19 protein-coding genes are annotated in these 21638 nt (G+C 66.7%); 10 read left to right on the forward strand and 9 right to left on the reverse strand.

Features of this window, described 5'->3' with window-relative positions:
* Positions 1 to 250: 250 nt before the first annotated feature.
* From ACFWPK_RS23230 to ACFWPK_RS23240, 3 genes are all read right to left on the reverse strand, one after another.
* On the reverse strand, positions 251 to 538 hold the full coding sequence (locus tag ACFWPK_RS23230) for a WXG100 family type VII secretion target (RefSeq protein ID WP_378919003.1): 288 nt from the start codon (positions 536 to 538) through the stop codon (positions 251 to 253).
* Positions 539 to 574: 36 nt separating this feature from the next.
* Positions 575 to 907, reverse strand: a complete 333-nt coding sequence (locus ACFWPK_RS23235; RefSeq protein ID WP_378919005.1) for a WXG100 family type VII secretion target — start codon at positions 905 to 907, stop codon at positions 575 to 577.
* A gap of 397 nt (positions 908 to 1304) precedes the next feature.
* On the reverse strand, positions 1305 to 2129 hold the full coding sequence (locus ACFWPK_RS23240) for a hypothetical protein (RefSeq protein WP_378919007.1): 825 nt from the start codon (positions 2127 to 2129) through the stop codon (positions 1305 to 1307).
* Between the two features lie 336 nt (positions 2130 to 2465).
* On the opposite strand from ACFWPK_RS23240, the gene ACFWPK_RS23245 reads away from it, so the two are divergent.
* From ACFWPK_RS23245 to ACFWPK_RS23255, 3 genes are all read left to right on the forward strand, one after another.
* Positions 2466 to 2666 carry a hypothetical protein gene (locus ACFWPK_RS23245; protein ID WP_378919009.1) on the forward strand — a complete coding sequence of 67 codons (201 nt, stop codon included), beginning with the start codon at positions 2466 to 2468 and terminating at the stop codon, positions 2664 to 2666.
* Between the two features lie 265 nt (positions 2667 to 2931).
* Positions 2932 to 3183, forward strand: coding sequence for a hypothetical protein (locus ACFWPK_RS23250; RefSeq protein ID WP_378919011.1), 252 nt, complete (start codon positions 2932 to 2934; stop codon positions 3181 to 3183).
* A complete protein-coding gene (locus ACFWPK_RS23255; RefSeq protein ID WP_378919013.1) occupies positions 3180 to 3593 on the forward strand; it encodes a type II toxin-antitoxin system VapC family toxin in 414 nt (137 codons plus the stop codon). The genes ACFWPK_RS23250 and ACFWPK_RS23255 overlap by 4 nt, the downstream gene beginning before the upstream one ends.
* Positions 3594 to 3609: 16 nt before the next feature.
* On the opposite strand, the gene ACFWPK_RS23260 is transcribed toward ACFWPK_RS23255, so the two are convergent.
* Positions 3610 to 5040, reverse strand: a complete 1431-nt coding sequence (locus ACFWPK_RS23260) for a type VII secretion-associated protein (RefSeq protein WP_378919015.1) — start codon at positions 5038 to 5040, stop codon at positions 3610 to 3612.
* A complete protein-coding gene (eccCa, locus tag ACFWPK_RS23265) occupies positions 5037 to 9074 on the reverse strand; it encodes a type VII secretion protein EccCa (RefSeq protein ID WP_378919017.1) in 4038 nt (1345 codons plus the stop codon). Before eccCa ends, ACFWPK_RS23260 begins: the two co-directional genes overlap by 4 nt.
* A 187-nt stretch (positions 9075 to 9261) precedes the next feature.
* Between eccCa and eccD the strand changes: the two genes are divergently transcribed.
* From eccD to ACFWPK_RS23280, 3 genes are all read left to right on the forward strand, one after another.
* Entirely contained in the window at positions 9262 to 10728 is a 1467-nt protein-coding gene (eccD, locus tag ACFWPK_RS23270) for a type VII secretion integral membrane protein EccD (protein WP_378919019.1), read from the forward strand.
* A gap of 59 nt (positions 10729 to 10787) precedes the next feature.
* Entirely contained in the window at positions 10788 to 12143 is a 1356-nt protein-coding gene (gene mycP, locus ACFWPK_RS23275; RefSeq protein ID WP_378919021.1) for a type VII secretion-associated serine protease mycosin, read from the forward strand.
* A 62-nt stretch (positions 12144 to 12205) separates the two neighbouring features.
* Positions 12206 to 12973 carry a potassium channel family protein gene (locus ACFWPK_RS23280; RefSeq protein ID WP_378919023.1) on the forward strand — a complete coding sequence of 256 codons (768 nt, stop codon included), beginning with the start codon at positions 12206 to 12208 and terminating at the stop codon, positions 12971 to 12973.
* Here the strand turns inward: ACFWPK_RS23280 and eccB are convergent.
* A complete protein-coding gene (gene eccB / locus ACFWPK_RS23285; RefSeq protein WP_378919025.1) occupies positions 12970 to 14448 on the reverse strand; it encodes a type VII secretion protein EccB in 1479 nt (492 codons plus the stop codon). The two genes, ACFWPK_RS23280 and eccB, sit on opposite strands and share 4 nt — an antisense overlap.
* A 113-nt stretch (positions 14449 to 14561) precedes the next feature.
* Here eccB and eccE point away from each other — a divergent pair, with 113 nt between their 5' ends.
* Positions 14562 to 16205, forward strand: coding sequence for a type VII secretion protein EccE (gene eccE, locus ACFWPK_RS23290; RefSeq protein WP_378919027.1), 1644 nt, complete (start codon positions 14562 to 14564; stop codon positions 16203 to 16205).
* Between the two features lie 25 nt (positions 16206 to 16230).
* Here the strand turns inward: eccE and ACFWPK_RS23295 are convergent, their stop codons facing one another.
* Positions 16231 to 16791 (reverse strand): NADPH-dependent FMN reductase, encoded by a 561-nt coding sequence (locus ACFWPK_RS23295; RefSeq protein WP_378919029.1) that lies wholly within the window; start codon positions 16789 to 16791, stop codon positions 16231 to 16233.
* 281 nt (positions 16792 to 17072) lie between these two features.
* Between ACFWPK_RS23295 and tnpB the strand changes: the two genes are divergently transcribed.
* Both tnpB and ACFWPK_RS23305 read left to right on the forward strand, forming a co-directional pair.
* Complete coding sequence (gene tnpB / locus ACFWPK_RS23300) at positions 17073 to 18368, forward strand: IS607 family element RNA-guided endonuclease TnpB (RefSeq protein ID WP_378919031.1); 1296 nt, start codon at positions 17073 to 17075, stop codon at positions 18366 to 18368.
* Complete coding sequence (locus ACFWPK_RS23305; RefSeq protein WP_378919033.1) at positions 18365 to 19348, forward strand: GAF domain-containing protein; 984 nt, start codon at positions 18365 to 18367, stop codon at positions 19346 to 19348. Before tnpB ends, ACFWPK_RS23305 begins: the two co-directional genes overlap by 4 nt.
* On the opposite strand, the gene mtnP is transcribed toward ACFWPK_RS23305, so the two are convergent.
* Entirely contained in the window at positions 19349 to 20230 is an 882-nt protein-coding gene (gene mtnP, locus ACFWPK_RS23310; protein WP_378919034.1) for an S-methyl-5'-thioadenosine phosphorylase, read from the reverse strand.
* 134 nt (positions 20231 to 20364) lie between these two features.
* Between mtnP and ACFWPK_RS23315 the strand changes: the two genes are divergently transcribed.
* Positions 20365 to 20700, forward strand: a complete 336-nt coding sequence (locus ACFWPK_RS23315; RefSeq protein WP_063004986.1) for a metal-sensitive transcriptional regulator — start codon at positions 20365 to 20367, stop codon at positions 20698 to 20700.
* A gap of 60 nt (positions 20701 to 20760) precedes the next feature.
* Here the strand turns inward: ACFWPK_RS23315 and ACFWPK_RS23320 are convergent, their stop codons facing one another.
* The gene (locus tag ACFWPK_RS23320) at positions 20761 to 21627 is read right to left on the reverse strand and encodes a nitrilase-related carbon-nitrogen hydrolase (RefSeq protein ID WP_378919036.1); all 867 of its coding nucleotides are present in this window, start codon (positions 21625 to 21627) and stop codon (positions 20761 to 20763) included.
* Positions 21628 to 21638 lie beyond the last annotated feature (11 nt).

Raw genomic sequence — 21638 nt, forward strand, 5'->3', positions numbered from 1 at the left:
TGGTCGAGCCGTTGTTGCCGGCGTTCTCACCGCGCCGCAGGCGGCATGACCGCACCAACCGGCGTTTTTTCTCCTGCGCCGTCCAGTACCGCCGCTACGTCGCGCACGTCCAGAGCCAGCCCTTCCCGATGCCCATCAGCGCGCTGCAGCCCAGTACGCGGTGTTGGCAACCAGCCAGTAGAAGCGTCGAGCAGCTGCCACAAATAGTTCGCGCCCCTGCACAGATGTGCAGGGGCGCGAACTATTCGGATCAGAACAGACCAGCGAGAGCCTTGTCCTTGTCCTGGAGTTCGGAGTTGCCCGAGTCCACCAGACGACCGGCGCCCTGAAGGGTCTCGTTCAGCTGTTGGACGTGCTGGTTCCATGTGGCCTGGTACGCGATGACGGCTTCCTTGGCCTGACCGCCCTGAGCCTGGAAGAACGCATCAACCTGCTTGTGGAAGTCCTGGAGGTCATTGGCAAGAGCCTCCGCGTCGGCAACGAGCTTCTTGGCGTTCTCGGCGACACCGTCGAAATTGGCAGAAATCACACTGGACATGGGATTTTATCCTCTCGGAGTTCGTGAGATAGAGATTTAGACTGCGGGAAGATCCAGGCTGGAGAGCTGCGCGTTAACCTGCCCTGAGAAGGCCGCGTCGTGGTCGGTCAGAGTCCCGCTCATCTTCCGCAGGTTCTCGGACGTCTGCATGAGCTGATCGTTCATCTTGTCAGCCTGGAAGTAGTACCGCTCCATGAACTGGTTGAACGCGTTGCGGGCAGCACCCTGCCAGTTGGACCCGTTGGTGATGCGGTCTTCGTTGTCTTTGAGCCCCTTGATCGCGGCAGCGATCTGATCGTGGCGCTGGACGAACCGGGCGACCTCTGAATCGAGACCGTCGATTTCGGCACTGAAGTTGGTAGTCGTCATTGCTTTACTCCCTGCTCACGGCCAACGTCGCGGGTCGGTTTGGCCTCGTTCATATAGTTGGACGCGCTCGGTGCCCGATCGGTTCCATCGATTCGAAAAAACCTTGGCGCACGGTCACGGTAGCCCCCGTTGTCAGCACGTAGGTGCGTGTCGAAGACAGGATCACCTGGCCAGAGGCACATACGGGGCCGAGTGCTACGGCCCTCAGACTTGACGTTCTGCACGTCGTTCAGATCTCCCCCCGCTACTCCCCTGGCGTGTGTCCGGCTCCATCCAGCACGAGCCAACGAGGCCACCTTAGCTGAATCCCCGCGTGCGCCGCTACGGCTCTACTGGCTGGCAGCACGTAATGGCAGGTCGGCTGAGGTACCGGCGATGAAGGGCTGCCGGACAGAATTCAGAACCCAGCGCGCTCGAGAAACTTCAAGGCGGAGTCTTTGTCCTTGAACCCTGACATCGACATGTACAACTTCGTCGTGGTGTTGAAGGTCTCGATCGTCGCGCCACCGCCGGGGATCGTGTCGTCGATGCGGAACTTCTTCTCGCCCTTGTCTGTCAGCCACTCCGGGTGCTGGCTGCTCCACTGACGGAGGAGTTTGTCCGGGTTGGTGTCGATCCAGGCGATCGGGTAGCGGTCGATGTCGACGGCGGTCCTCAGGAGCCCTACGGTCAGGCTGTTCTTGGCCGGCACCGTGAACACCACTCGCACCGCGTACGGGTCGTTGCCGATCGGGGCTTTCTCGGTGATGTTGTTGACGGCGACGACTTCACGCAGGGGTGCGGGCAACGCTTCGAGGACGGCCTTGGCGTCAGCCGAAACAGGTTGCGGGGTGGCCTTGCTCGTCGTCGGTGCGGGCTTGGAGGTGCTCTTTGCCGAGGTGGGTGCGGAGGGCGCTTCCTGGACTGCGGATGGGGGCGCTGCGACCGTTCCCGCTTCGTCGTCGCCTTCGCTGGATACGGCTACAACACCGACTACCAGTGCACCGACCACCACGACAGCGCCACCGACCAGCACGAGCGGCGATTTCCACCACGGATTCTGCTGCGGCGGCTGACCCCATCCTTGTTGCGGGTGGGGCTGACCACCCTGCTGCGCACCGTACTGCGGCGGCATGGCCTGCTGCGGCTGCATCGGCGGATACGGCTGCTGTCCGGCGTACTGCTGCGGCGCACCCTGCCTCGGCGCCAAACCCGGACCTTGCTGCGGCGGTGGATAAGTCATGGTTTCCCCTCCCAACTTCACAGGCCGCACCCGATGAACATGCGACCCGCAGCGAGCGTACTTGCGCACGCCTCCGAACCCGAATCGAGCGGGCTGTCAGCGATCAAATGAACCTGTGGGCACGGAAGGTCCTGGGAAAGTCATTGCAAGAAATTTGACATGTCCACGCAACATGCAAAGAAAACGCCAAAAACTTTACATATCAGTGGCCGCGACAGCGGCGAACCGCTGGCAGCGATCAGCACGGTGGACTGGAGGCTGAGTATCGCGTCCAGCAACAGGTTTCACACCACTCGGCATTAGATCGGATCGACCGTGGCGTAGTTTGTGCTGGAGATGCTGCGCGCTGAAGGCGCAGCCAAAGGGCAGGCCGACTTGCTGATCCGGATGCTCGAGCACAAGTTCGGTGACGTACCCGAATCGACCGTTGATCAGGTGCGCGGTGCCGATCCCGGTGACATGCATCGCTGGGCCGACCAGATGCTCACCGCACCCACTCTCGAAGAGACCCTCGCCCAACCCGGTTCTGGAGTATGAAACCCTCGTCCTGAGCCTTCAGCTTTGGCGATTTGGGCGGTGAGGACTCCAAAAGTGTCACAGCAGTCGGTTACCTAATTGTTCACAACAGTTTCCGGCCCAGGCCCGCCTGGCGGGTCTGCGGAGCATCCGCCAGTGCATCTTCTAGCGCGGCGTTCCAAGCCTCGACCTCAGCAATGTGCTGGCCCCAGGTCTGGGTGTGGGTTCTGGAGGTCGATGCATGGCTCTGGCCTGCAAGTTCGCGTGTGACGGCTAGAATCGAGGCATGACTGCAGCGCACGACTACGAAGACCTGCACGGGTTGGTAGATCGGCTCACACCGAGCCAGGCTCGTGCGCTGCGCGCTGTCGCATTACAGTTGGTGGTTGCGGACGGACCTCAACCGGATACAGCCGCCGAGCCTGCCGGCGGTCGTCGGCGCCGCCTGTCGTTCGCCGGTCTCATGCACGCTGAGCCCGATCTCGCTGAGAGGTCAGAGGACTACCTTCGGAAAGAGCGCGGCGAGCAGACAAAGTGATTGTCTGTGATACGGGCCCACTGGTAGCGGTACTCAACGCCAACGACGCTGCGCACGACCGTTGTTTGGCGTTTCTCGAGCATCATCCCGGGCCTGTGCTCATTCCTGGGCCTGTGCTCGGCGAGGTCTGCTACTTCCTCGAGACACGAGTCGGCCCCAGCGCTGAGGCACGTTTCTTGGAGTCGGTCGCAGCCGGGGAAATTGAGCTGGTCGGCCTCACCGATGTCGACCTGGCTCGGATGGCAGAGCTCGTCCGGCAGTACGCGGACTTCCCTTTGGGCGCAGTTGACGCGTCGGTCATCGCGGTCGCTGAACGACTTGGGGTGACGGAGATCGCCACCCTGGACCGCAGACATTTTCATGCCGTACGCACTCGACATCGTGATCCGGTGCGGCTTCTACCAGACTGACACTGGTCGCCGAATCTTATGGACCGACGTGGACCGCTCCGACGACCTGCTCGCAGGCGGACATCACACCGGCCCAGCCGTTTTCGGCGTACTGGCAGCCGATGCTGACCTGGACTCCGCGTTCGACCAGCACCTGCCAGCGGACGGTGGATCCGTCGGCGGGGCGTTCTTCGTAGGAAAGGCCGGGGCGGCCGGCGAAGACTACGTCCTGGCGGACGGGCGTGACCGTGCCTGCGGGCTTCTTGGCGATCTGGGCGGTGAGGTCGGCGGCGACCTCGTCGTAGCCCGCTCCGGGTGTGACCGGTTTCTGGGTGATGGTGATGCGGTGGCGGGCGGCGTCGTCGGGGACGAGGTCGGCGCGGGCATCAGTGGCGGTGGTGCGATGCCAGCCCGCGGGGACTTCTATGACGACTCGGCCGACTGTCGCGGTGGAAGGTTTCGGCTTCGGCTTCGACGTCGTGGGCGGTGGCGCGGAACTGGTGGTTGCCTGCGTCGTGGTGGGTGCGACGGCGGCGGTCGCCTCCTGGTCACCGGAGCCGAACAGGAAGAAGCCGCCGATACCAGCCGCGGCGACGACAGCGACCAGGGCCGCTGCGCCGATGTAGAGGGGACGACGATCGACCGGGTTGGTGGCCGCGGCGCGCTCGCGCAGGGGTTGCATCCACTCGGCCGCGGGCGGGATGGTCGGCGTGTAGGCAGGGGTCTTCTGGGTGGGGCGGGCGAGGTCCGTTCCCGTCAGCGTGCTCACGGGTACCCCTGCGCCGCAGACACTTTCGACGACCGCGTTGACCGAGGCCAGTACCGCGGGATCGGTGGTGCCGAACACCTGCACGACATCGGCGGGGCGATCGGCGAGCAGGCGGCCCAGAAGTGCCGCGAGGTGGCCGAAGCCGTCCTCGTCGGCGAGTTCGGAGGCCGCGAGGTTGGGTTCGACCTCGACTGCCTCGACATGGGTGCCGTTCGTGTCGTAGATGACCGAAGACGCCGAGGTCGACAGCATGCCGAACTCGATGATCGCGGTGCGGCGACTGCGGCTGGCGGTGACGTCGACCGCCGACGCGCGCAGGGCGCAGGCCTCGAACACGACCTCGTGGGTGAATTGCCCTGCGGCGGTACCGAACAGGTCGAGCTCGGGCTGCCCCCACGAGGTGGGGTGCACGACGACGATCCGCTCACACAGCGGCGTCACCCGCAGGGTGTCCATGATCGCACCGAGCACCGCGGACAGCGCCTGGCCCACCGTCGGCATCCGAGGAGGCAACGCGAGCACACCGCCGGCCAGGTACTGCACCACCGACACCGCCTGGGTGGGCGGGGTCAGCGGCTCACCGACGACGAGATCGGAACCGTTGCTGCCCAGCACAACCGACGGCGCGACATCCCAGTGGGTGGTGGCGCCACGCGCCCACACTTTGGCTTCGCTGACAACCAGCTCGACGACGGTCATTCCGCTTGCGGCATCCAGGCGGTCTGGACCAGGCCTTCGGTATTACGCGTGACGAACGTGCCACGACCGGCAGGCTTGGGGCCCGGACGCGTGGTGCCGACCATGACGCCTTCGTCCTTGCTGCAGCTCATCACCAGTGCGGCCGAACCGAGGTCCTTCATCCGCGCCAGTGTCGCCTCGTACATGGCGCGGCTGGCGCCACCGGAGCGGCGGGCGATGATCAGGTGGAAGCCGAGATCCCGGGCATGCGGCAGGTGCTCGACGAGCGCGGCGACCGGGTTGCCCGACGAGGTGGCGACCAGGTCGTAGTCGTCGACGAGCACATACAGCTCGGGACCGGACCACCACGAACGCTCACGCAGCTGCTGTGGCGTCACCTCGGGACCGGGGGTCCGCTTGGCCACATAGGCCGCGAGATCGGCCATGTTCTGGGTGAATTGCGGTGCGGTGGAACCGTATCCGGCCTGGTAGCCCTCGGGGATGATGCCCAGCATCGAGCGGCGGTAGTCGCCGACGATGAAGCGCGCCTCGTTCGGGGTGTTCGACGCCGCGATGCCCTCGATGATCGAGCGAAGCAGCGTGGTCTTACCCGACTCGGAGTCACCGATGATGATGAAGTGCGGGCTCTCCGCGAAGTCGATGTAGACCGGGGCGAGCTCGGCCTCGTTGATACCGATCGGGATGCGCATGCACTTGGTCGAGGGATCGACGCGTGATGGCCAGTTGCCTGCCAGGTACAGCAGCTGTTCGCGGGGCAGATTGTCGGGCAGCATGCGGACCTGCGGTGCGGGCCGTCCCGGTGTCATCCGGGCGATCGTCTCCACGGCGCTCGACACCGCCTGACCCAGGTTCGACGGATCGGCGGAACCGTCGATCCGCGGCAACGCGGTGAGCATGTGCAGGCACTCGGCGGTCATACCGCGACCCGGCCTGCCCTGCGGAACCAGCGACGCGAACTTACGGCCGAGATCGGAATCCATCGGGTCACCGAGGCGGAGCTCGATGCGGGTGCCGATCTGGTCTTTGAGCGCGGGGCGGGCTTCCGCCCAGCGCGCGAGCGCGATCACCACGTGCACGCCATACGAAAGACCCTGCACCGCAAGGTTCATGATGACCTGCTCGAGCGCGTCGAAGTCCTGTCGGATCGAGCCGTAGCCGTCGATGACAAGGAACACGTCACCGAACGGATCCTCGTGTGCGCCCTGGGCGGCCGGGCTCGACGCCGGGTCCATCGAACGCAGCCGACGGAACTCGACCATCGACTCGATGCCGAGCTGACGGAACTTCGCCTCACGGGTGCGCACGATCGTGGTCATCTCGGCGACGGTGCGGCGGACCTGGTCCTCGTCGAGACGGCTGGCCACCGAACCGACGTGCGGCAGGCCGAGCAGGCTGGTCATCGTGCCGCCACCGAAGTCCAGGCAGTAGAACTGCACCTGCTCGGCGGTGTGGGTCAACGCCATCGCCATGATCATCGAACGCAGGGCGGTCGACTTGCCCGACTGCGGGCCACCGACGATCGCGACGTTGCCTCGTGAACCCGACAGGTCGACGACGAACGGGTCGCGGCGCTGGTCGTAGGGGCGGTCGACGATGCCCATGGGGGCACGAAGGGTGGCGATCGCGGAGTACTCGCCGGTGAGGATCGAGCGCGGCACGAGCTGATCCATGGTCGGCGCCTCCTCGAGCGGCGGCAGCCAGATCTCGTGGGCGGGACGGCCGTGGCCCGAGATGCGCGAGACCAGCATGTTCAGGTTCGACATCTGTTCGTTCTCGTCACCGACCGGCTCCGGCGCGAACTCGGCTTCCACCGGCAGCGGAACCCGGTCCGCCGCACGGAATCCGACGTGGGTCGCGTTGAACGGCCGGGCGTTGACATCGATTTCGCCGCCGACGATGCCCGCGCTGGTGACCTCACGCGCCGATCCACCACCGACGTACGCACCGGACACGTACGAGGCCTGGAAGCGCTGGATCTCGCCCGAGTCGGACTTCAGGTAACCGCCACCGGGGGTGCTCGGCAGGTTGTAGGCGTCGGGGACGCCGAGGACTTGGCGGGACTCGTTGGCGGAGAAGGTCTTCAGACCGATGCGGTAGGACAGGTGCGATTCCAGGCCCTTGAGCTTGCCTTCCTCCAGACGCTGCGAGGCGAGCAGGAGGTGGACCTGCAGCGAGCGGCCCAGGCGGCCGATCATCACGAACAGTTCCGCGAAGTCGGGGTGCTGGGTGAGCAGTTCGGAGAACTCGTCGAGCACGACGAACAGCGCGGGCAGCGGGTCCAGGTCGGCGCCCGCCGCGCGGGCCTTCTCGTATTCGGAGACGTTGGCGAAGTTGCCCGCCTGGCGCAGGACTTCCTGGCGGCGGTTCATCTCGCCCGCCAGTGCGTCCTTCATACGGTCGACGAGGTCGGCTTCGTCCTCGAGGTTGGTGATGACCGCGGCGACGTGCGGGACGCCGTCGAGGCCGAGGAACGTCGCGCCACCCTTGAAGTCGACCAGGACCAGGTTGAGCTGGTCGGGCGAGTGGGTGGCGAGCAGGCTGAGCACCAGGGTGCGCAGGAATTCCGACTTACCGGAACCGGTCGCGCCGATGCACAGGCCGTGTGGGCCCATGCCGTTCTCGGCGGCTTCCTTGATGTCGAGTTCCACCGGGGCACCGTCGGCGCCGATGCCGAACGGCACGCGCAGACGTTCGCGGCCGTAGCGGGGACGCCAGGCGCTGGCCGGGTTGAAGTTACCGATATCGCCCAGGCTCATCAGCTGTGACCAGGTGGAGATCGTCTCGGTCTCGTCGGTCTCGACATCGCTGCTGCGCTGGGTGGCCGCACGGTAGGGCGCGAGCCTGCGAGCGAGCTGCTGGGCCTGCTCGGCGCTGACGCGGTCGATGGTGGCGAAGCGTTCCTGGTTACCGGTGGCGCCGCGACCGAGGCACTCGCCGTCTTCGACGACCATCTTGATGCCGCGTGAAACGGCAAGGCGTGGTGCGTAATTGCACAGGTCGATGATGGTGACACCCTCGTACCCGGACTCGCGCAGCTGGTCGTCCTCGGCCTCGAGCAGACCGCCGTCGACGACGATCACCACGTGCACCATGTTCGGGTTGTTCGGCTGGTTACGCGAGTAACGCACCCGATTGCCGAGCAGCGGATGCAGGCCGCTCATGGCCTCGCGGATGGAGCCGTAGAACATGCGCTGGGTGCCGATGCCGTCCTGCACCTCGGGGTGCTGGGTGTGGGGAAGCCACTTGGTCCACTCCCACTCGCGGGCGGTGTCCGGGCCACAGACCACGGCGACGAGCACCTGGTCGGGCGCCTGGAACATGCACAGCTGCAACAACATCGCGCGCGTCATGTCGCGCGCCTGGGCGCGGTCGCCGTCGAGGGCGACGGTGCCGAAGCCCTTCACCGCGATGGCGGTCGGCAGGTCGGGAACCGTGGAATGCGCGCGCACGAAACGGCGCAGCGACACCGCGGCGATGGGCTCGAGTTCCTCGACGGGGCCGGTTTCCGGGGCCACCAGCCTGGTCGCCAGACGCTGACCGCCCAGGCCGATGCGCGCGTGGCAGAAATCCTTGTCGCCGGAGCGGCGCTCCCACATCCGGCTGGTACCGGCGAGCATCCAGATCAGGCCGGGCTCGGGGTGACTCCACTCGACGGCGGCGCGCTGCTGCTTGGCGGTCTCGTCGACATCTTTACGGACCTGATCGAGGTAACGCAGGTAGTCCTTGCGGTCCTCGTTGGCCTCGGCGGCCTTGGCGCCCTTGCCACCACCCTGTCCGAACATGGTGACCATCGACATGATCATCATCATCGGGAACATCATCGACATCGGGTTGGACAGCATGCCGCTGCCCTGCGTGAACATCAGCGCCATCATGCCGACCATGCCGACCACCATCACGACGGGCATCAGCTTCATCAGCAGGCTGCCCGGGGTGATCCGCGGGATCTCCGGCGGCGGCTGCAACGTGACCTCGCCACCGGGTGTACGCGGCATCTCGCGCCGGGCACGGCGCTGGAACCTGACGGTGCTCATGGTCGAAGACTCCCCCTGCTTGACTACTCGCTCATCTGTCGTCGCGACGGGCTCAGTGTAGAGGTCGCGGCCGACATGTCGTATGGTTCGTCAGGCATTCTGCTGTCCGAACGGTGGGTTCCGCAAACTGTCGACCGTTAAGAGCGGTCGAGCGGAAACACGAGGTAGAGACGGAACTGGGGGAGTTTTGACGCACGCGCGACTCGATCATGTGGAAGAGGACTCCGCGCGCGGCATCGTGCGCGCGCCGGACCTTGCCCGAGTAACCATCCTGGCCAAGCACACGCAGGTAGACATGGCTATTCCGGTCGATGTACCGGTCGCCCTCGTCATCCCCAGCGTGGTCGACATGGTCGCGCAGCACAGCCGCTCGAATGATTTCGACAACGACGGCGAACGCTACGAGCCTGCCGAATGGGTGCTCGCGCGCATCGGCCACCCACCGTTCTCGAACTCGCTGAGCCTCGGCGAACAGGGCGTGCGCGACGGCGAGCTGCTCATGCTCGAGAGCGCCTCGCACGCGGCGCCGACGCCCCTGTTCGACGACATCATGTACAACGTCGCGGTCGCCGACGCCGAGCACTACCGCAGCTGGACGCCGAAGACGGCCCGCATCACCGGTTCGGTGCTCGCCGCGCTCACCATGCTGGTCGGCTGTTTCGGCCTGCTGGCCGCGCCGGATGCGTTGCCGTTCTGGGTTTCCGGGTCGCTGGCGCTGTTCGTCGCGATCCTCTGCGTGGTGGCGGGCACGGTGCTGAGCCGCATGTACCGCGACGCCTCGGCCGCACTCGTGCTGGCCGGCTGCGCGCTGCCGACCGCGTTCACCGGCGGCATGCTGCTGGTCCCCGATCACTACGGCGCGGCACATCTGCTGCTCGGATTCGCGCTGCTCGGTTCCATCGCGGTGCTCGCATGGCGGGTCACCGGCATCGGGCTCGCGCTGTTCATCGGGACGGCGACCGTCTCGGTGTTCGGGGTGCCCGCCGCGCTCGTCGGGTTGCTCACCGATCAGCCGGTCAAGGCGATCGGCGCGGTCGTCGCCGCGCTCGGTCTGGCCGGACTGTCACTCTCGCCGCGTGTTTCGATGCTGCTGGCCAAGCTGCCGCTGCCGCCGGTCCCCTCCCCCGGCACCCCGATCGACCCGACCGAGGACGATCCGGACGACCACCGCGCCCTGCCGACCCTCGATGCCCTGCGCGCGCGGTCGGAGCGGGCCCGTAACTACCTCGCCGGCCTGGTCAGCGCGACCACGCTGGTCACCGTCGTCGGCGCGCTGCTGGCGATCAACGCCGGCGCCGAGGATCCCTACTGGCCCGGTATCTCGCTGGCGCTGGTGTGCGCGGTGGTGCTGATGTTCCGCAGCCGCACCTACGCGGGCGCCGAACAGGCCATCGTGTTGATCGCGGGTGGCTCGGCGATCGTGCTGATGATGCTGATCGGCGTCGCGCTCGAAATGCGCCAGCCCCTGGTCGTTTTCGGCGCCGCGCTGGTGATTCTGATCTCGGCGCTGGTGATGGGCTTGATCGTGCCGAACCAGTCCGCGACCCCGCCGATGCGCCGGGCCGTCGAGCTGCTGGAGTACGCGTTCGTCGCCGCGGTGCTGCCGCTGGTGTTCTGGGTCGCCGATCTCTACTCGCTGGTTCGCGGGCTGTGAGGCTCGGCTTTCGACTGACGGCCGTTGCTCTTGTCGTCGGGCTGAACGCCGGATTCGGTGTGAGCGGAACGGCTTTCGCTGATCGGCCGCCCGCGATCGACCCCGGGATGTTGCCCGCGGGAGATCCCGCCGCGCCGCCGGACAAGACCGAGCGCGGCAGTGGGACCAACGGACTGTGCTTCCGTACCCAGGCGAGTACCTCGCTGGCGGTGATTCCGCCGAGTCAGCGCTCGCTCGATCTGGAGCGGGCCTGGCAATTCTCGCGTGGCGCGGGACAACTCGTCGCGGTGATCGACACCGGCGTTGAGGCCCACCCCCGCCTGCCCGATCTGTGGGCGGGCGGCGACTATGTGGCCGCCGGTGGCAACGGCACCGAGGATTGCGATGTGCACGGCACCGTGGTGGCCGGAATCATCGGCGCGACCAAAGTCGACAACCAGGGCTTCTCCGGCGTCGCCCCCGAGGCCCGCATCCTCAGCATTCGCCAGACCAGCTCGCTCTATCAGTCCGAGGGCGCCGGGCGGAACAAGGGTCCCGACGACTTCCCCGAGGGCTACGGCAAGGTCTCTTCGCTCGCTAGCGCGATCCGGCGGGCCGCGGATTTCGGCGCCAGTGTGATCAACATCTCTCTCGTTGCCTGCAACAGCGGCTCCCCGGCCGGCGAGGCAGCGTTCCGCGCCCTCGGCGCGGCGGTGCAGTATGCGGCAGTCGAGAAGGACGCGGTGATCGTCAGCTCGGCAGGCAACTCCGACAATGCCTGCAAGTCAGGCAATCCCGGGCCAGACCCGCTCAAGCCAGCACAGGATCTGTGGAGCACGATCCGCACCTACGTGAACCCCGCCTGGTACGACGAGTACGTGCTCTCGGTGGGCTCGATCGGCGCCAACGGCGCACCGTCGTCGTTCACCGTGCCCGGCCCGTGGGTCGGCATCGCCGCACCGGGAGAAGGCATTACGTCCCTCGATGCGAGGACCGCCGGCATCTCCGACGGCAAATACGACAACCAGGGCAAGTACATGGCTTACAGCGGAACGAGTTTCGCCTCGCCGTATGTCGCCGGTGTCGCCGCGCTGGTGCGCGACAGGTTCCCGGATCTCACCGCCAAGCAGGTGATTCAGCGGTTGCAGGCAACGGCCCACGCACCCGCGGAAGGCTGGAATCCGTATATCGGTTACGGCGCGGTCGACCCCGTCGCGGCGCTGACGAACGAAGTGCCCAAAGAACTTCCGCCGAAGCAGGCGAGCCCGGCGCGCAGTCAGCAGCTCGCGGTGCCCGCACCGCCGCCGCCCGCGGACAACACCGCGCGCAATGTGGCCCTGATCGGTTCCGGTGCCATCGGCCTCATTCTGGTCCTCGGCGTGCTGGCGTCGTTCCCGATCCGCCGCAAGTTCGGGATGTCGGCCGACGATCTCTGACCTGCTCGACCAAAGAGCAAGGTACGGTCGGCGGGCACGAGCCCGTCGATCCAGGTAGCCGCATGAATCCGTCAACGTCCGAACGTCCACTCACTCGCCGACAGCGGTGGGAGCGCGCGACCAATCTGCCGTTGATGGTGCTCGCGGTGGTGTTCGTCATCATGTACGCGTGGCGGGTGCTCGACACCGATGTGTCACCCCGCCTCGACACCGGTCTCGTCCTGGCGGATATCGCGATCTGGGCGGTGTTCTTCATCGATTTCGCGGTCAGGTTGTGGCTGTCGGGCGAGCGGCTGCGCTTCGTTCGCAAGCATCCACTCGACCTGCTGGTCGTGCTCGTGCCGCCGTTTCGGCCGCTGCGCCTGCTCCGGGCTTCCCTGCTGCTGCTCGACGCCCTCAACCGCGCGACGCACCCGCGCACCCGTCTGGTCACCTTCGTCGCCACCAGTTCCGTGCTGATCCTGCTGCTGTCGAGCCTGGCGTTCTTCGACGCCGAATACGGCGCACCCGACTCCAAGATCGCGACCTTCGGCGACGCACTGTGGTGGTCGGCGGTCTCGGTGACCACGGTCGGCTACGGCGACGTCTACCCGGTGACCACCGAGGGCCGACTGGTCTCGCTGGTCCTGATGACGTTGGGCATCGGCCTGATCTCCTTCGCCATCGGCACCATGACCAGCTGGGTCGTCGAACAACTCAAGACCGTCGACGACGCCGCCGACCGCGCGGAGAGCACGCTCCGCGAACTGGTCGACGAGGTGAGAGCCCTGCGCACCGAGGTCGCCGAACTCCGCTCCGATTCCGCGAAGCAGGCGACCCCGCCCGACTAATTCGCCGCGGCGACAGGCTTCTTGGCGGGCGAGGGATCCGGCGCGACACCGTCGTGCGCGACCATCGCCTCTTCCCGACCCATCGTCGGCCCACCCGCGAGCAACCCGATGATCGGCCACGGCGCCGGTTCGGCGGTGACTTTCTCGAGGCCGAGTGCCTTCACCGCGTCGGTGTTCTTGATGCCGAAGCGGACGCCGGTGTCGGCGATGTAGAACAGGCTGTCCTTGCGACGGCTGTTCGGTTCGATACCGGTGGACTGCACGTAGGCGCCGGAGGCCGGCGGGATGAAGACGGTGTCCGCGTTGGGGCCCGCGCCGTCGGCCTGCGCGAGGTCGACCATCTTGGCCTTGTCCGGGATCGGCAGGTCGATGCCGGACAGCAGAGTCAGTTCCGCGCGCGCGGTGGCGTCGGTGTTGTCGGTGGCGCCCGCGATCGGCTTCCACGACATGCAGCTGACGGGCTGGTCCTTGGCGGTGATGAGGGTCGGCCGGTCGCGCGGGTAGTCCTGCACCTTCAACGTCTGCACGATGGTCGCGTAGGTGCGGTCGGTCGACTGAATGGTCGTGCCGTTCATCATCGTCGGATAGAAGTTGCGGATGATCTGGGCGGTCAGCGCCGAAATCTCCTGTAGTCCGTCCTGGAGCACCACATAGTTCTGGTTGGGCTCGTTGAATACCTGGACCACGTCACCGATCTTGTGGCCGCTCACTTTGTAAGTCGGTGTGCCACCGGGGTTGTCGATGACCGGCGTGATCAGCGGCAGCACCTCGGGAATCGCGTTGAGCAGACCCTCGCCGATCGGGCGCGGCGTCACGCCGGTGATCCCGAGCCCGTGGGTGACAGCCGGATCGTCCATCTTCACGCGGGCACGCTTGCCGTCGTAGACCAGGTAGACAGCGTCTTTGCCCTTGACGAGCATGGCCTTGCCGTCTTCGACCTTCGATGCCTTGGCGCCCAGACTCGGGTCACCGGCCAGCACCGACGTGGTCAGATCCGCTGTGCCGTCGGACTTGAGCTGATCACACACCGTCCAGGTTCGGCCCTTGCCGCCCTTGTCGTAGAGGATCGACGACGGGGCGCCGGGGATGCCGATCAGCTGACCGCGCGGCTTCTTCCCGAGCTCGGATTCCTTGACGATCGCCGCCTTGGACGCCTCACCGGCCGCCAACCGGGCCGAGGCCAGGTTCAGCGCGGGGTGCACGACATTGTCGACGACCACGTAAACGCCGCCGGATTCCTTGGCGATCAGGATCTTGCTGTCGCCGATCTTGTCCTGCGGGCGCAGCAGTGCGAGGACACCGCAACCGGCGAGGACCACGATGCCCAGCACCAGTCCGACCACGTAGGCACGGGTCTGCGCGCGCATCGGGTCGTGCAGCATCCGCACATCCCGGCGCACCAGGGCGTGCTCCATTCGCCGCACCAGGAAGCGGTATCCGCTGACCTGCCAGCGCGTTGTGGGTTTTGAAGGCATGGTTCCTCCCCCGAACAGTGCTCTCGTCCGGGCAACACAGTACAGTTCCCGGCAGCAGTTGTTCGCATTCGGCCATCGGTCGATCGACAATCGGGTACCTGGGGGAGGAACGAATGGCTGAGTTCACCGGGGCGGGACCGCGCCCGCTGTTCGGTCGGATTTCGCTGCCGCACCTACTCATTGCGCAGGTCCTCGGCCTGATCGCGGGGGTTGTCGCGCTGATCTGCGGGCTCGACGCGCTGCCGTCGCTCGGCATCGCCATCGCGGTGGCGCTGGTGCCGCTGATCCCGTTCGGCAAGCGCACGATCCTCGACTGGATCTCGACCATCCGCCGGTTTTCCGGCAAGCGCGACTACACGCTCGGCGACACCGTCGACTTCCGTGACACCGACGGCCGTTCGCTCGGGCTGTACTGGGACGGCAGTCGCGTGGTCACCGTTGTCGAGGTACTGCCGCCGCGCGGCGGGCTGACCAGAATCGCCCGCACGGCCGTGCACGCCTCGCACCTGTTGCCGCTGCCCGAATTGGCCGCGTGCCTCAACCAGCACGACATCCTGCTCAGCGGGATCGACATCATCAGCCACGGTCACCGCAGCCGGTCCGGCACGCCCGCGGGCGCGATCTACGAATCGCTGCTCGGTCCGCTGCCCGCGACCGCGCACCGCACGGTCTGGCTCGCGATCAGCTTCGACGCGGTGGCCTGCCCGGACGCGACGGCTCGTCGCGGTGGTGGCATCGATGGCGCTTCGCGCTCGGTCACCATCGCCACCCAGCGGATCATGCGCACGCTCGAGGACGCCGATTGCAACGCGCGCATCCTCACCGCGCCGGAGATCCGTAAGGCCGTGCAGCAGATCACCGCCGGTCTCGATCCGCGCACGCTGAGTCAGCGGTGGAAGTACGCCGAGATCGGCAACGCGGTGAATATCGGCAGTGCGGTGGATCCCAAGCAGCTGGGTTCGGATCTGCTCGCGCAGCTGTGGGTCGCGCCGTCCCGTGGCACCACGGTCGCCGTGCGGCTGCGTCCCGGTAGCGATGCCGAATCCGTCAGTGTCGGTGCCGCATGGCGATTGACCGCGCGCGAACTTCCCGAGAAGACCAATTCCAAGGGCATGGTGTCGATGAGCGGTCGTCATCGCGACGCGCTGCTCGCGCACCTGCCGATCGCGGTTCCCGGTGTCGATGACACGATCCCGACCATCGAGTACCCGATCGATGTCATCGGCGCGCTGCATCTTCCGTCTTCGGGCTGCGGGCAGCTGCTCGGCTCCGACGACGAGGGCAACGGCGTCGCCACCAGGATCGTCGGTGTCGGTATCTCCACCGTGTATGTGGCCGGTGAGCTGTACCTGGCCCAGCAGTTGGTGTTCCGCGCGCTGGCCGTCGGCGAGCGGGTACTGGTGCGCACCGACCGGGCGCAGGCCTGGGAGCAGCTGGTGACCACCGTCGGCAATCCGGAGCGGCTGACCATCGCGGTCGAAACACACCAGTCCGACGCGGGTTTCACCGCCACGGTCGTCGACGGTGTGCTCGCGCCCGCCCCGCACGCCGGTGTCACCACGATCTACCTCACCGGCGATCCCAACGGCTGGCCCGCTTCTCGCCCCGACCTGGAGATCTTCCAGCCGGGCGCGATCGGCAACCGCGTCGTTCTGCGCACGGGAACGACCAGGGTGAACCTCACGCTGGTGTCGATCCCCCGCGAGTCGACCTATATCGGCCAGCCGCGCGGTCAGCGCACGATGGCCAGCGCCTGAGCATGCGCCCGCCCCGCACGGCCGATCAGCCCGGATAGGGTTCGACCGTGCGGGCTGCCCGCAAAGTGGTTCCCCACCAGGTCAATTGGTTCAGCATGCGGTCGCACGCGTCGATCGCGGCGTTGTCGTCGGTCATGCCGGTCTTGTCGAAGCGGCGTTTGGCCTGGGCGAAGCTCACCGATTCGCGCACCGACACCATGTGCAGTTCCGCGACCACCTGACGCAACTGCTCGACCGCGCGCAACCCACCCGACAGACCGCCGTAGGACACGAACCCGATCGGCTTGGCCCGCCACTCGTGCTTGGCGCTGTCGAGCGCGGTCTTCAGCGAAGCCGGGTACCCGTGGTTGTACTCGGAGGTGACGGCGACGAACGCGTCCGCCGCGGCCAACCTGGCCCGAAATGCCTCGACCTCCGCCGTTTCGGTGAGGTCGACAGGCAGCGCCAGATCGAGCAGATCGAGCACCCCCACCTCGAATTCCGGCCGCTCGCCCAGCGCGGTGACCAGCCAGCCCGCCACCACGGGCGCGAATCGCTCGGGGCGCGTACTGGCGACGATGATCTCCAACCGCAGCGGTGCGTTCATGCCGCCGAGCTTATCGACACCGCACTCCCCCCTGATCCGCCCCGCTCGACCGATCAGGCAAGATAGAGGGCAGTCGTGCAGAGCTCATGGGGGCGCGGGGTTGTGAACTGCTCGAGGGAACTCGGGTGAACGTAAGTATCCGTTTGCGAATCTGACTGACTCGGGGGTCTGAAGTTGGCTGAGTGGACCAGGCACAAGCAGCTCGGGGTAACCCCTCCGGCGGTTTCTCGCGACGGCCGAGCGGCTGATTCGGCCGCTGTCAGGGCCGGGTGAGCAGGCGCATGACGACGTTTCAGATCCCCGACGGTTGGACCGCCCAAGCGTACCGGTTCGCGTTGGATCCCACCCCGTCACAGGAACGTGCAATCCGCTCCCATTGCGGGGCAGCACGATTCGCACACAATCACATGCTCGCGCTGGTGAAAGCCGTCATCGATCAAAGGTCCTCAGAGCGTTCCTATGGTGTGCCCGACAACGAGATGACCCCTGTGCTCGGCTGGAGTCTGGCGGCGTTGCGTAAGAAGTGGAACACCCGCAAGAACACGGTCGCACCGTGGTGGGCAGAGAACTCCAAAGAGGCATACAACAGTGGATTAGACGGCCTCGCACGAGGATTGAACGCATGGTCCGCGTCGAGAAGCGGTGTGCGAGCAGGCGCCAAAATCGGGTTCCCTCGTTTCAAGCCCAAGCATCGGGTGGTGAACTCGGTCCGGTTCACCACCGGCGCAATCCGAGTGAACCTCGACCGACACCACGTCACACTGCCAGTACTCGGCACGATCCACACCCACGAATCGACCCGTAAGTTGGCACGCCGTATCGAGGCGGGAACCGCACGCATTCTGTCCGCGACAGTCAAATACGACGGTCAACACTGGTACTGTACGTTCGCAGTGATCGTGGAAGGCAAACACGGTGGCGACCGAGCTCGCCGATCACCGCATCCGGTGGTGGGTGTCGATGTCGGAGTGAAAGACCTGCTGGTCGTCGCAGCAGCGGACGGCACCGAGATAGAGCGCGTGCCGGCACCGAAACCGCTGACCGCCGCGCAAACGAGGCTGCGGGTGTTGCAACGCAAAGCCGCACGGCAGCAGGGTCGTTGGGACCAGACAACCGAATCCCGCCAGGACCCGTCGAAGCGGTGGGTGCGCACCCAAGCTCGCATCGCGAAAACCCATGCTCGTGTAGCGAACATCCGCCGCAACGAGCTCCACGCCGCCACCACCAGACTCGCTCGCAACCACGACGTGATCGTGGTCGAAGACCTCAACGTCGCTGGAATGTCTCGCCGTGGCGGTGCCTACAAGCAGGGGTTGAACCGGGCGATCGGTGACGCCGCGCTCGGCCGGATACGAACCTTGCTCGGCTACAAGACCACCTGGAACCAGGCACGGCTCGTCACTGCGGATCGCTGGTTTCCTTCTACTCGAACATGTTCGCGCTGTCAGGCGATAACCAAGCTGACGTTGCGTGACCGTGTCTATCACTGTCGTAATGGGTGTCCGCCGATTGATCGGGATACCAATGCGGCGATCAACCTCGCCCGCCTCACTCTTCAGGTAACGGGTCGCACGTGATTATCGGACGTTGGCAGTTGGTGGAGACGTTGGGGACACCGCAGACTTGGTCGATGTTGACCGCGGGCACTACGCCGCGTGAGTGGGCGTCGTATCAGCGGGCGATTCCGGCTCGGCTGCAGCCTTTGATCGCGGCCGCGCATGATACGGGGGCGCCGGTGGAGGAGGTGCTGCCGAAGTCGCGTAATCCATGGTCGGAGTTGCGGTTTCGTGCTGTGCCGGTGCTGTGGCCCGGTTCCTCCGCGCATGCGGTGAAGGTGTGGGTCGGGCCGGAGGTGCCGCGGGACGAACTGCGCGTCGCACCGTTCCAGGTCGACGCGCGCGCCCGCGTGATGCGCACCCATCCCGCCGGGCTCGGGCCCCATTTCGGTTCGGCACCGGTCGAATACAGCGGTGCCGAGCCGTTCCAGCGTATCGAGCGTTTCGATCAGGCCCTGGAATTCGTTGCCACGATGTACCGTTCGGACCCACGGAGCCGATGGTCGGGAGTCGCCACCGTGCACTCGCGGATCGGCCCGCGTTCGCTGTTGGTGGCCGCGCGCAACGGCAGCGGCGACCAGCAGCGGTTCGCGTGGCGTGGGGTCGCCGTCGATGTCACCGACAGCATTGCCCCACAACACAAGTCGTTCGAGGCCGCGACGCTCGAGTTGCTGCGCGAATCCCGGCCCGGCCTGTATCTGGTCATCCTCGACACCGCGCAGGTTCGCGCGGTGCGATGGGTCACCGAGCCGATGCCGGGCCTGACGTGGCGCGGGGTCGACGAGCGAACCGTCCCGCATCCCGACGACCGGCCGAGGATCGCCGCACTGCGCGCCGAGGTACTGGCCGGTGCCACGCACGCCGGGTTGAGCGGATTGCGGCTGGCGGCCGAGGCGGGTGGCTGGCTCACCGTCGACGTCGAGGTGTCACCGCTGCCAAGCGGCGGCGCGGCACCTGCCTTCATGCTCGCGCAGTTGCAGGTCACCGCGCCGCCGGGATGATCAGGGCAGTTCGAAGGGCAGCGATACCCCGGCGTGCACGCGGCAGCGCTCGCAGGTGTCGGTGCCGTCTACCGCGGTGATCGCGCGACGCATGAGCTCCTTGAACGGTCCGAGGTTCTTCTTGAACTCGGCGAACACGTCGACCGCGTGCACTCCGGCGCCCTCTTCGAGGCCGGCGTCCAAGTCGGTGACGAGAGCGACCGCGGCGTAGCACATTTCGAGTTCGCGGGCGAGGACGGCTTCGGGGTGTCCGGTCATGTTGACCAGGTCCCAGCCCTGCCCGGCGAACCAGCGACTCTCGGCGCGGGTGGAGAAACGCGGGCCCTGCACCACGACCATCGTGCCGGAATCCTCGACCCGGAGCTCACCGCCCGACTTCACTGTGTCCGATGGCGGTGCTCCCGAGGGCCCTGCGTGGTCACGCTTCGCTACCGCCTCCGGGCCCGCCGCTCGCACCGCCGCGGCGCGCAGGTCGTCGCAGTAGGGATCGGCGAAGGAGACATGGACGCCGCCACCGTCGAAGTAGGTCTGCGGCCGCCCCGAGGTCCGGTCGACGAGCTGATCCGGCACCGCCACGGTGCCCGGACCCCAATCGGCGCGCAGGCTGCCGACCGCGCACGGCGCGAATACCCGGCGTACCCCGAGCGCGCGCAGCGCCCACATATTCGCCTGGTAGGGCAGGGTGTGGGGCGCGAACTCGTGCTGCTTGCCGTGCCGCGGCAGGAAGGCGACGGCACGGCCTTCGACCTCCCCGATCGCGACCGGCGCACTCGGCGCGCCATACGGTGTGTCGACCTCGACGTGCACCGCGTCGTGGTCGAAGAAGTCATAGAAACCGCTGCCGCCGATGACGGCGAGTGCGGGCCGGGGAAGCGAACTCATAGCGCCGATTCTTCCGCCAGGGCCGACCGCACGCAGCACCGGGGACCTGTCATCTGACAATTCCACCGCGAAACTGTACCCTAGGGGGGTATTAGTTCGCCACGCGAGCTACCAGGCAGGCGAGGAGACCTTCGGTGACAACACCCACCCCCGACACCGCGACCGGCGACGAGCACGCGGGCCACGCAGGCCACGGCTACATCACCGCCAAGGACGACTACCTCAAGCGACTTCGCCGCATCGAGGGCCAGTCGCGCGGGCTCCAGCGGATGGTCGAAGAGGAGAAATACTGCATCGACATCCTCACCCAGGTCTCCGCCATGACCAAGGCGCTGCAGGCCGTCGCGATGGGGCTGCTCGAGGACCACATCTCGCACTGCGTCGTCGATGCCGCGGTGGCCGGTGGACCCGAGGCCGAAGCAAAGATCAAAGAGGCCACCGACGCGATCGCACGACTCGTACGGTCCTGAGCCCCGAGCGCTGGCTCAGTCAACGTTTCGCGGACTGTCCGCACACGACCGGAGGTTCGGCTAGCCGGCCACCCGCATATCGGTCCACCGGTTGCCCGACTCGTCGAGCACGAGGTCGGCGAACAGCAGCCCTGACTTGCCGGGCGGCAGCGGCGGCGCCAGATCGCGGCCGTCCGGGCCGAGGATCCTGGCCACCCCACCACCGCCGCTGAGCAGCAGATGGTGCGGCGAACGCGCGTCGACGACCGACCAGCCGGTCATCGGCACCAGCGCCGTCGGCGCGATCACCACGACCCCGCCCTCGCGCGCGTACTGCTCGGCGACCGTGCTGTTCACCGCGACCACGACGTCGTCGCCGACCTCGTGATACACGGTGAATCCAGAGAACGCGGCAACGTGGACCTGCTCCCGCCACAGGTCCACGCGCCGGTCCGGGCACAGATGATCGGCTCCCCCCAGGACGCCGACCCGGCCCAGTTCGGTGTGGTAAACCACCGACGGCGCCACACCGTCGGCGAAGACTTCACGTTCCAGTGGCGTCGGCCGTTGCTTGCGAGCCACCCGCACCTGTCCGTCCGGGCCGATCATCGCCTGCGCCATGTAGATCTCGTCGCCGGCCCGCTCGGCGAACCCGAGCACCACCCGCACCCGCGCCCACTGCGCCGCGTCCGCGATGGCAGCCATCTCGGCGCCATCCCTGGTCATCGAGTTGGCGAGATATCGCGACTGGAACTCCGACCCCCAGTCCACCGAGTTCAGCCACAACCACCACGGATACCCGGGCAGAAAGACCTCAGGGAACGCGACCAGCTGGGCCCCACCGGCGCCGGCGTCCTCGATGAAACCTATCGTCTGCGCGACACCGGCGGGCAGATGCAGCCACGCAGGCTCGGCCTGCACCGCCGCCGCCCTGATCTGAATCGGCATCGTGATCGCTC

This window comes from Nocardia sp. NPDC058519, from assembly GCF_042719755.1.
Taxonomy (GTDB): domain Bacteria; phylum Actinomycetota; class Actinomycetes; order Mycobacteriales; family Mycobacteriaceae; genus Nocardia.

Coding starts and splice junctions, on each gene's coding strand:
- ACFWPK_RS23235 (WP_378919005.1), bottom strand. CDS start 907: ATGACGACTACCAACTTCAGTGCCGAAATCGACGGTCTCGATTCAGAG.
- mtnP (WP_378919034.1), bottom strand. CDS start 20,230: ATGAGTTCGCTTCCCCGGCCCGCACTCGCCGTCATCGGCGGCAGCGGT.
- ACFWPK_RS23230 (WP_378919003.1), bottom strand. CDS start 538: ATGTCCAGTGTGATTTCTGCCAATTTCGACGGTGTCGCCGAGAACGCC.
- eccB (WP_378919025.1), bottom strand. CDS start 14,448: ATGCCTTCAAAACCCACAACGCGCTGGCAGGTCAGCGGATACCGCTTC.
- tnpB (WP_378919031.1), top strand. CDS start 17,073: ATGACGACGTTTCAGATCCCCGACGGTTGGACCGCCCAAGCGTACCGG.
- ACFWPK_RS23250 (WP_378919011.1), top strand. CDS start 2,932: ATGACTGCAGCGCACGACTACGAAGACCTGCACGGGTTGGTAGATCGG.
- eccCa (WP_378919017.1), bottom strand. CDS start 9,074: ATGAGCACCGTCAGGTTCCAGCGCCGTGCCCGGCGCGAGATGCCGCGT.
- ACFWPK_RS23280 (WP_378919023.1), top strand. CDS start 12,206: ATGAATCCGTCAACGTCCGAACGTCCACTCACTCGCCGACAGCGGTGG.
- ACFWPK_RS23320 (WP_378919036.1), bottom strand. CDS start 21,627: ATGCCGATTCAGATCAGGGCGGCGGCGGTGCAGGCCGAGCCTGCGTGG.
- ACFWPK_RS23260 (WP_378919015.1), bottom strand. CDS start 5,040: ATGACCGTCGTCGAGCTGGTTGTCAGCGAAGCCAAAGTGTGGGCGCGT.
- ACFWPK_RS23245 (WP_378919009.1), top strand. CDS start 2,466: ATGCTGCGCGCTGAAGGCGCAGCCAAAGGGCAGGCCGACTTGCTGATC.
- eccE (WP_378919027.1), top strand. CDS start 14,562: ATGGCTGAGTTCACCGGGGCGGGACCGCGCCCGCTGTTCGGTCGGATT.
- ACFWPK_RS23240 (WP_378919007.1), bottom strand. CDS start 2,129: ATGACTTATCCACCGCCGCAGCAAGGTCCGGGTTTGGCGCCGAGGCAG.
- ACFWPK_RS23295 (WP_378919029.1), bottom strand. CDS start 16,791: ATGAACGCACCGCTGCGGTTGGAGATCATCGTCGCCAGTACGCGCCCC.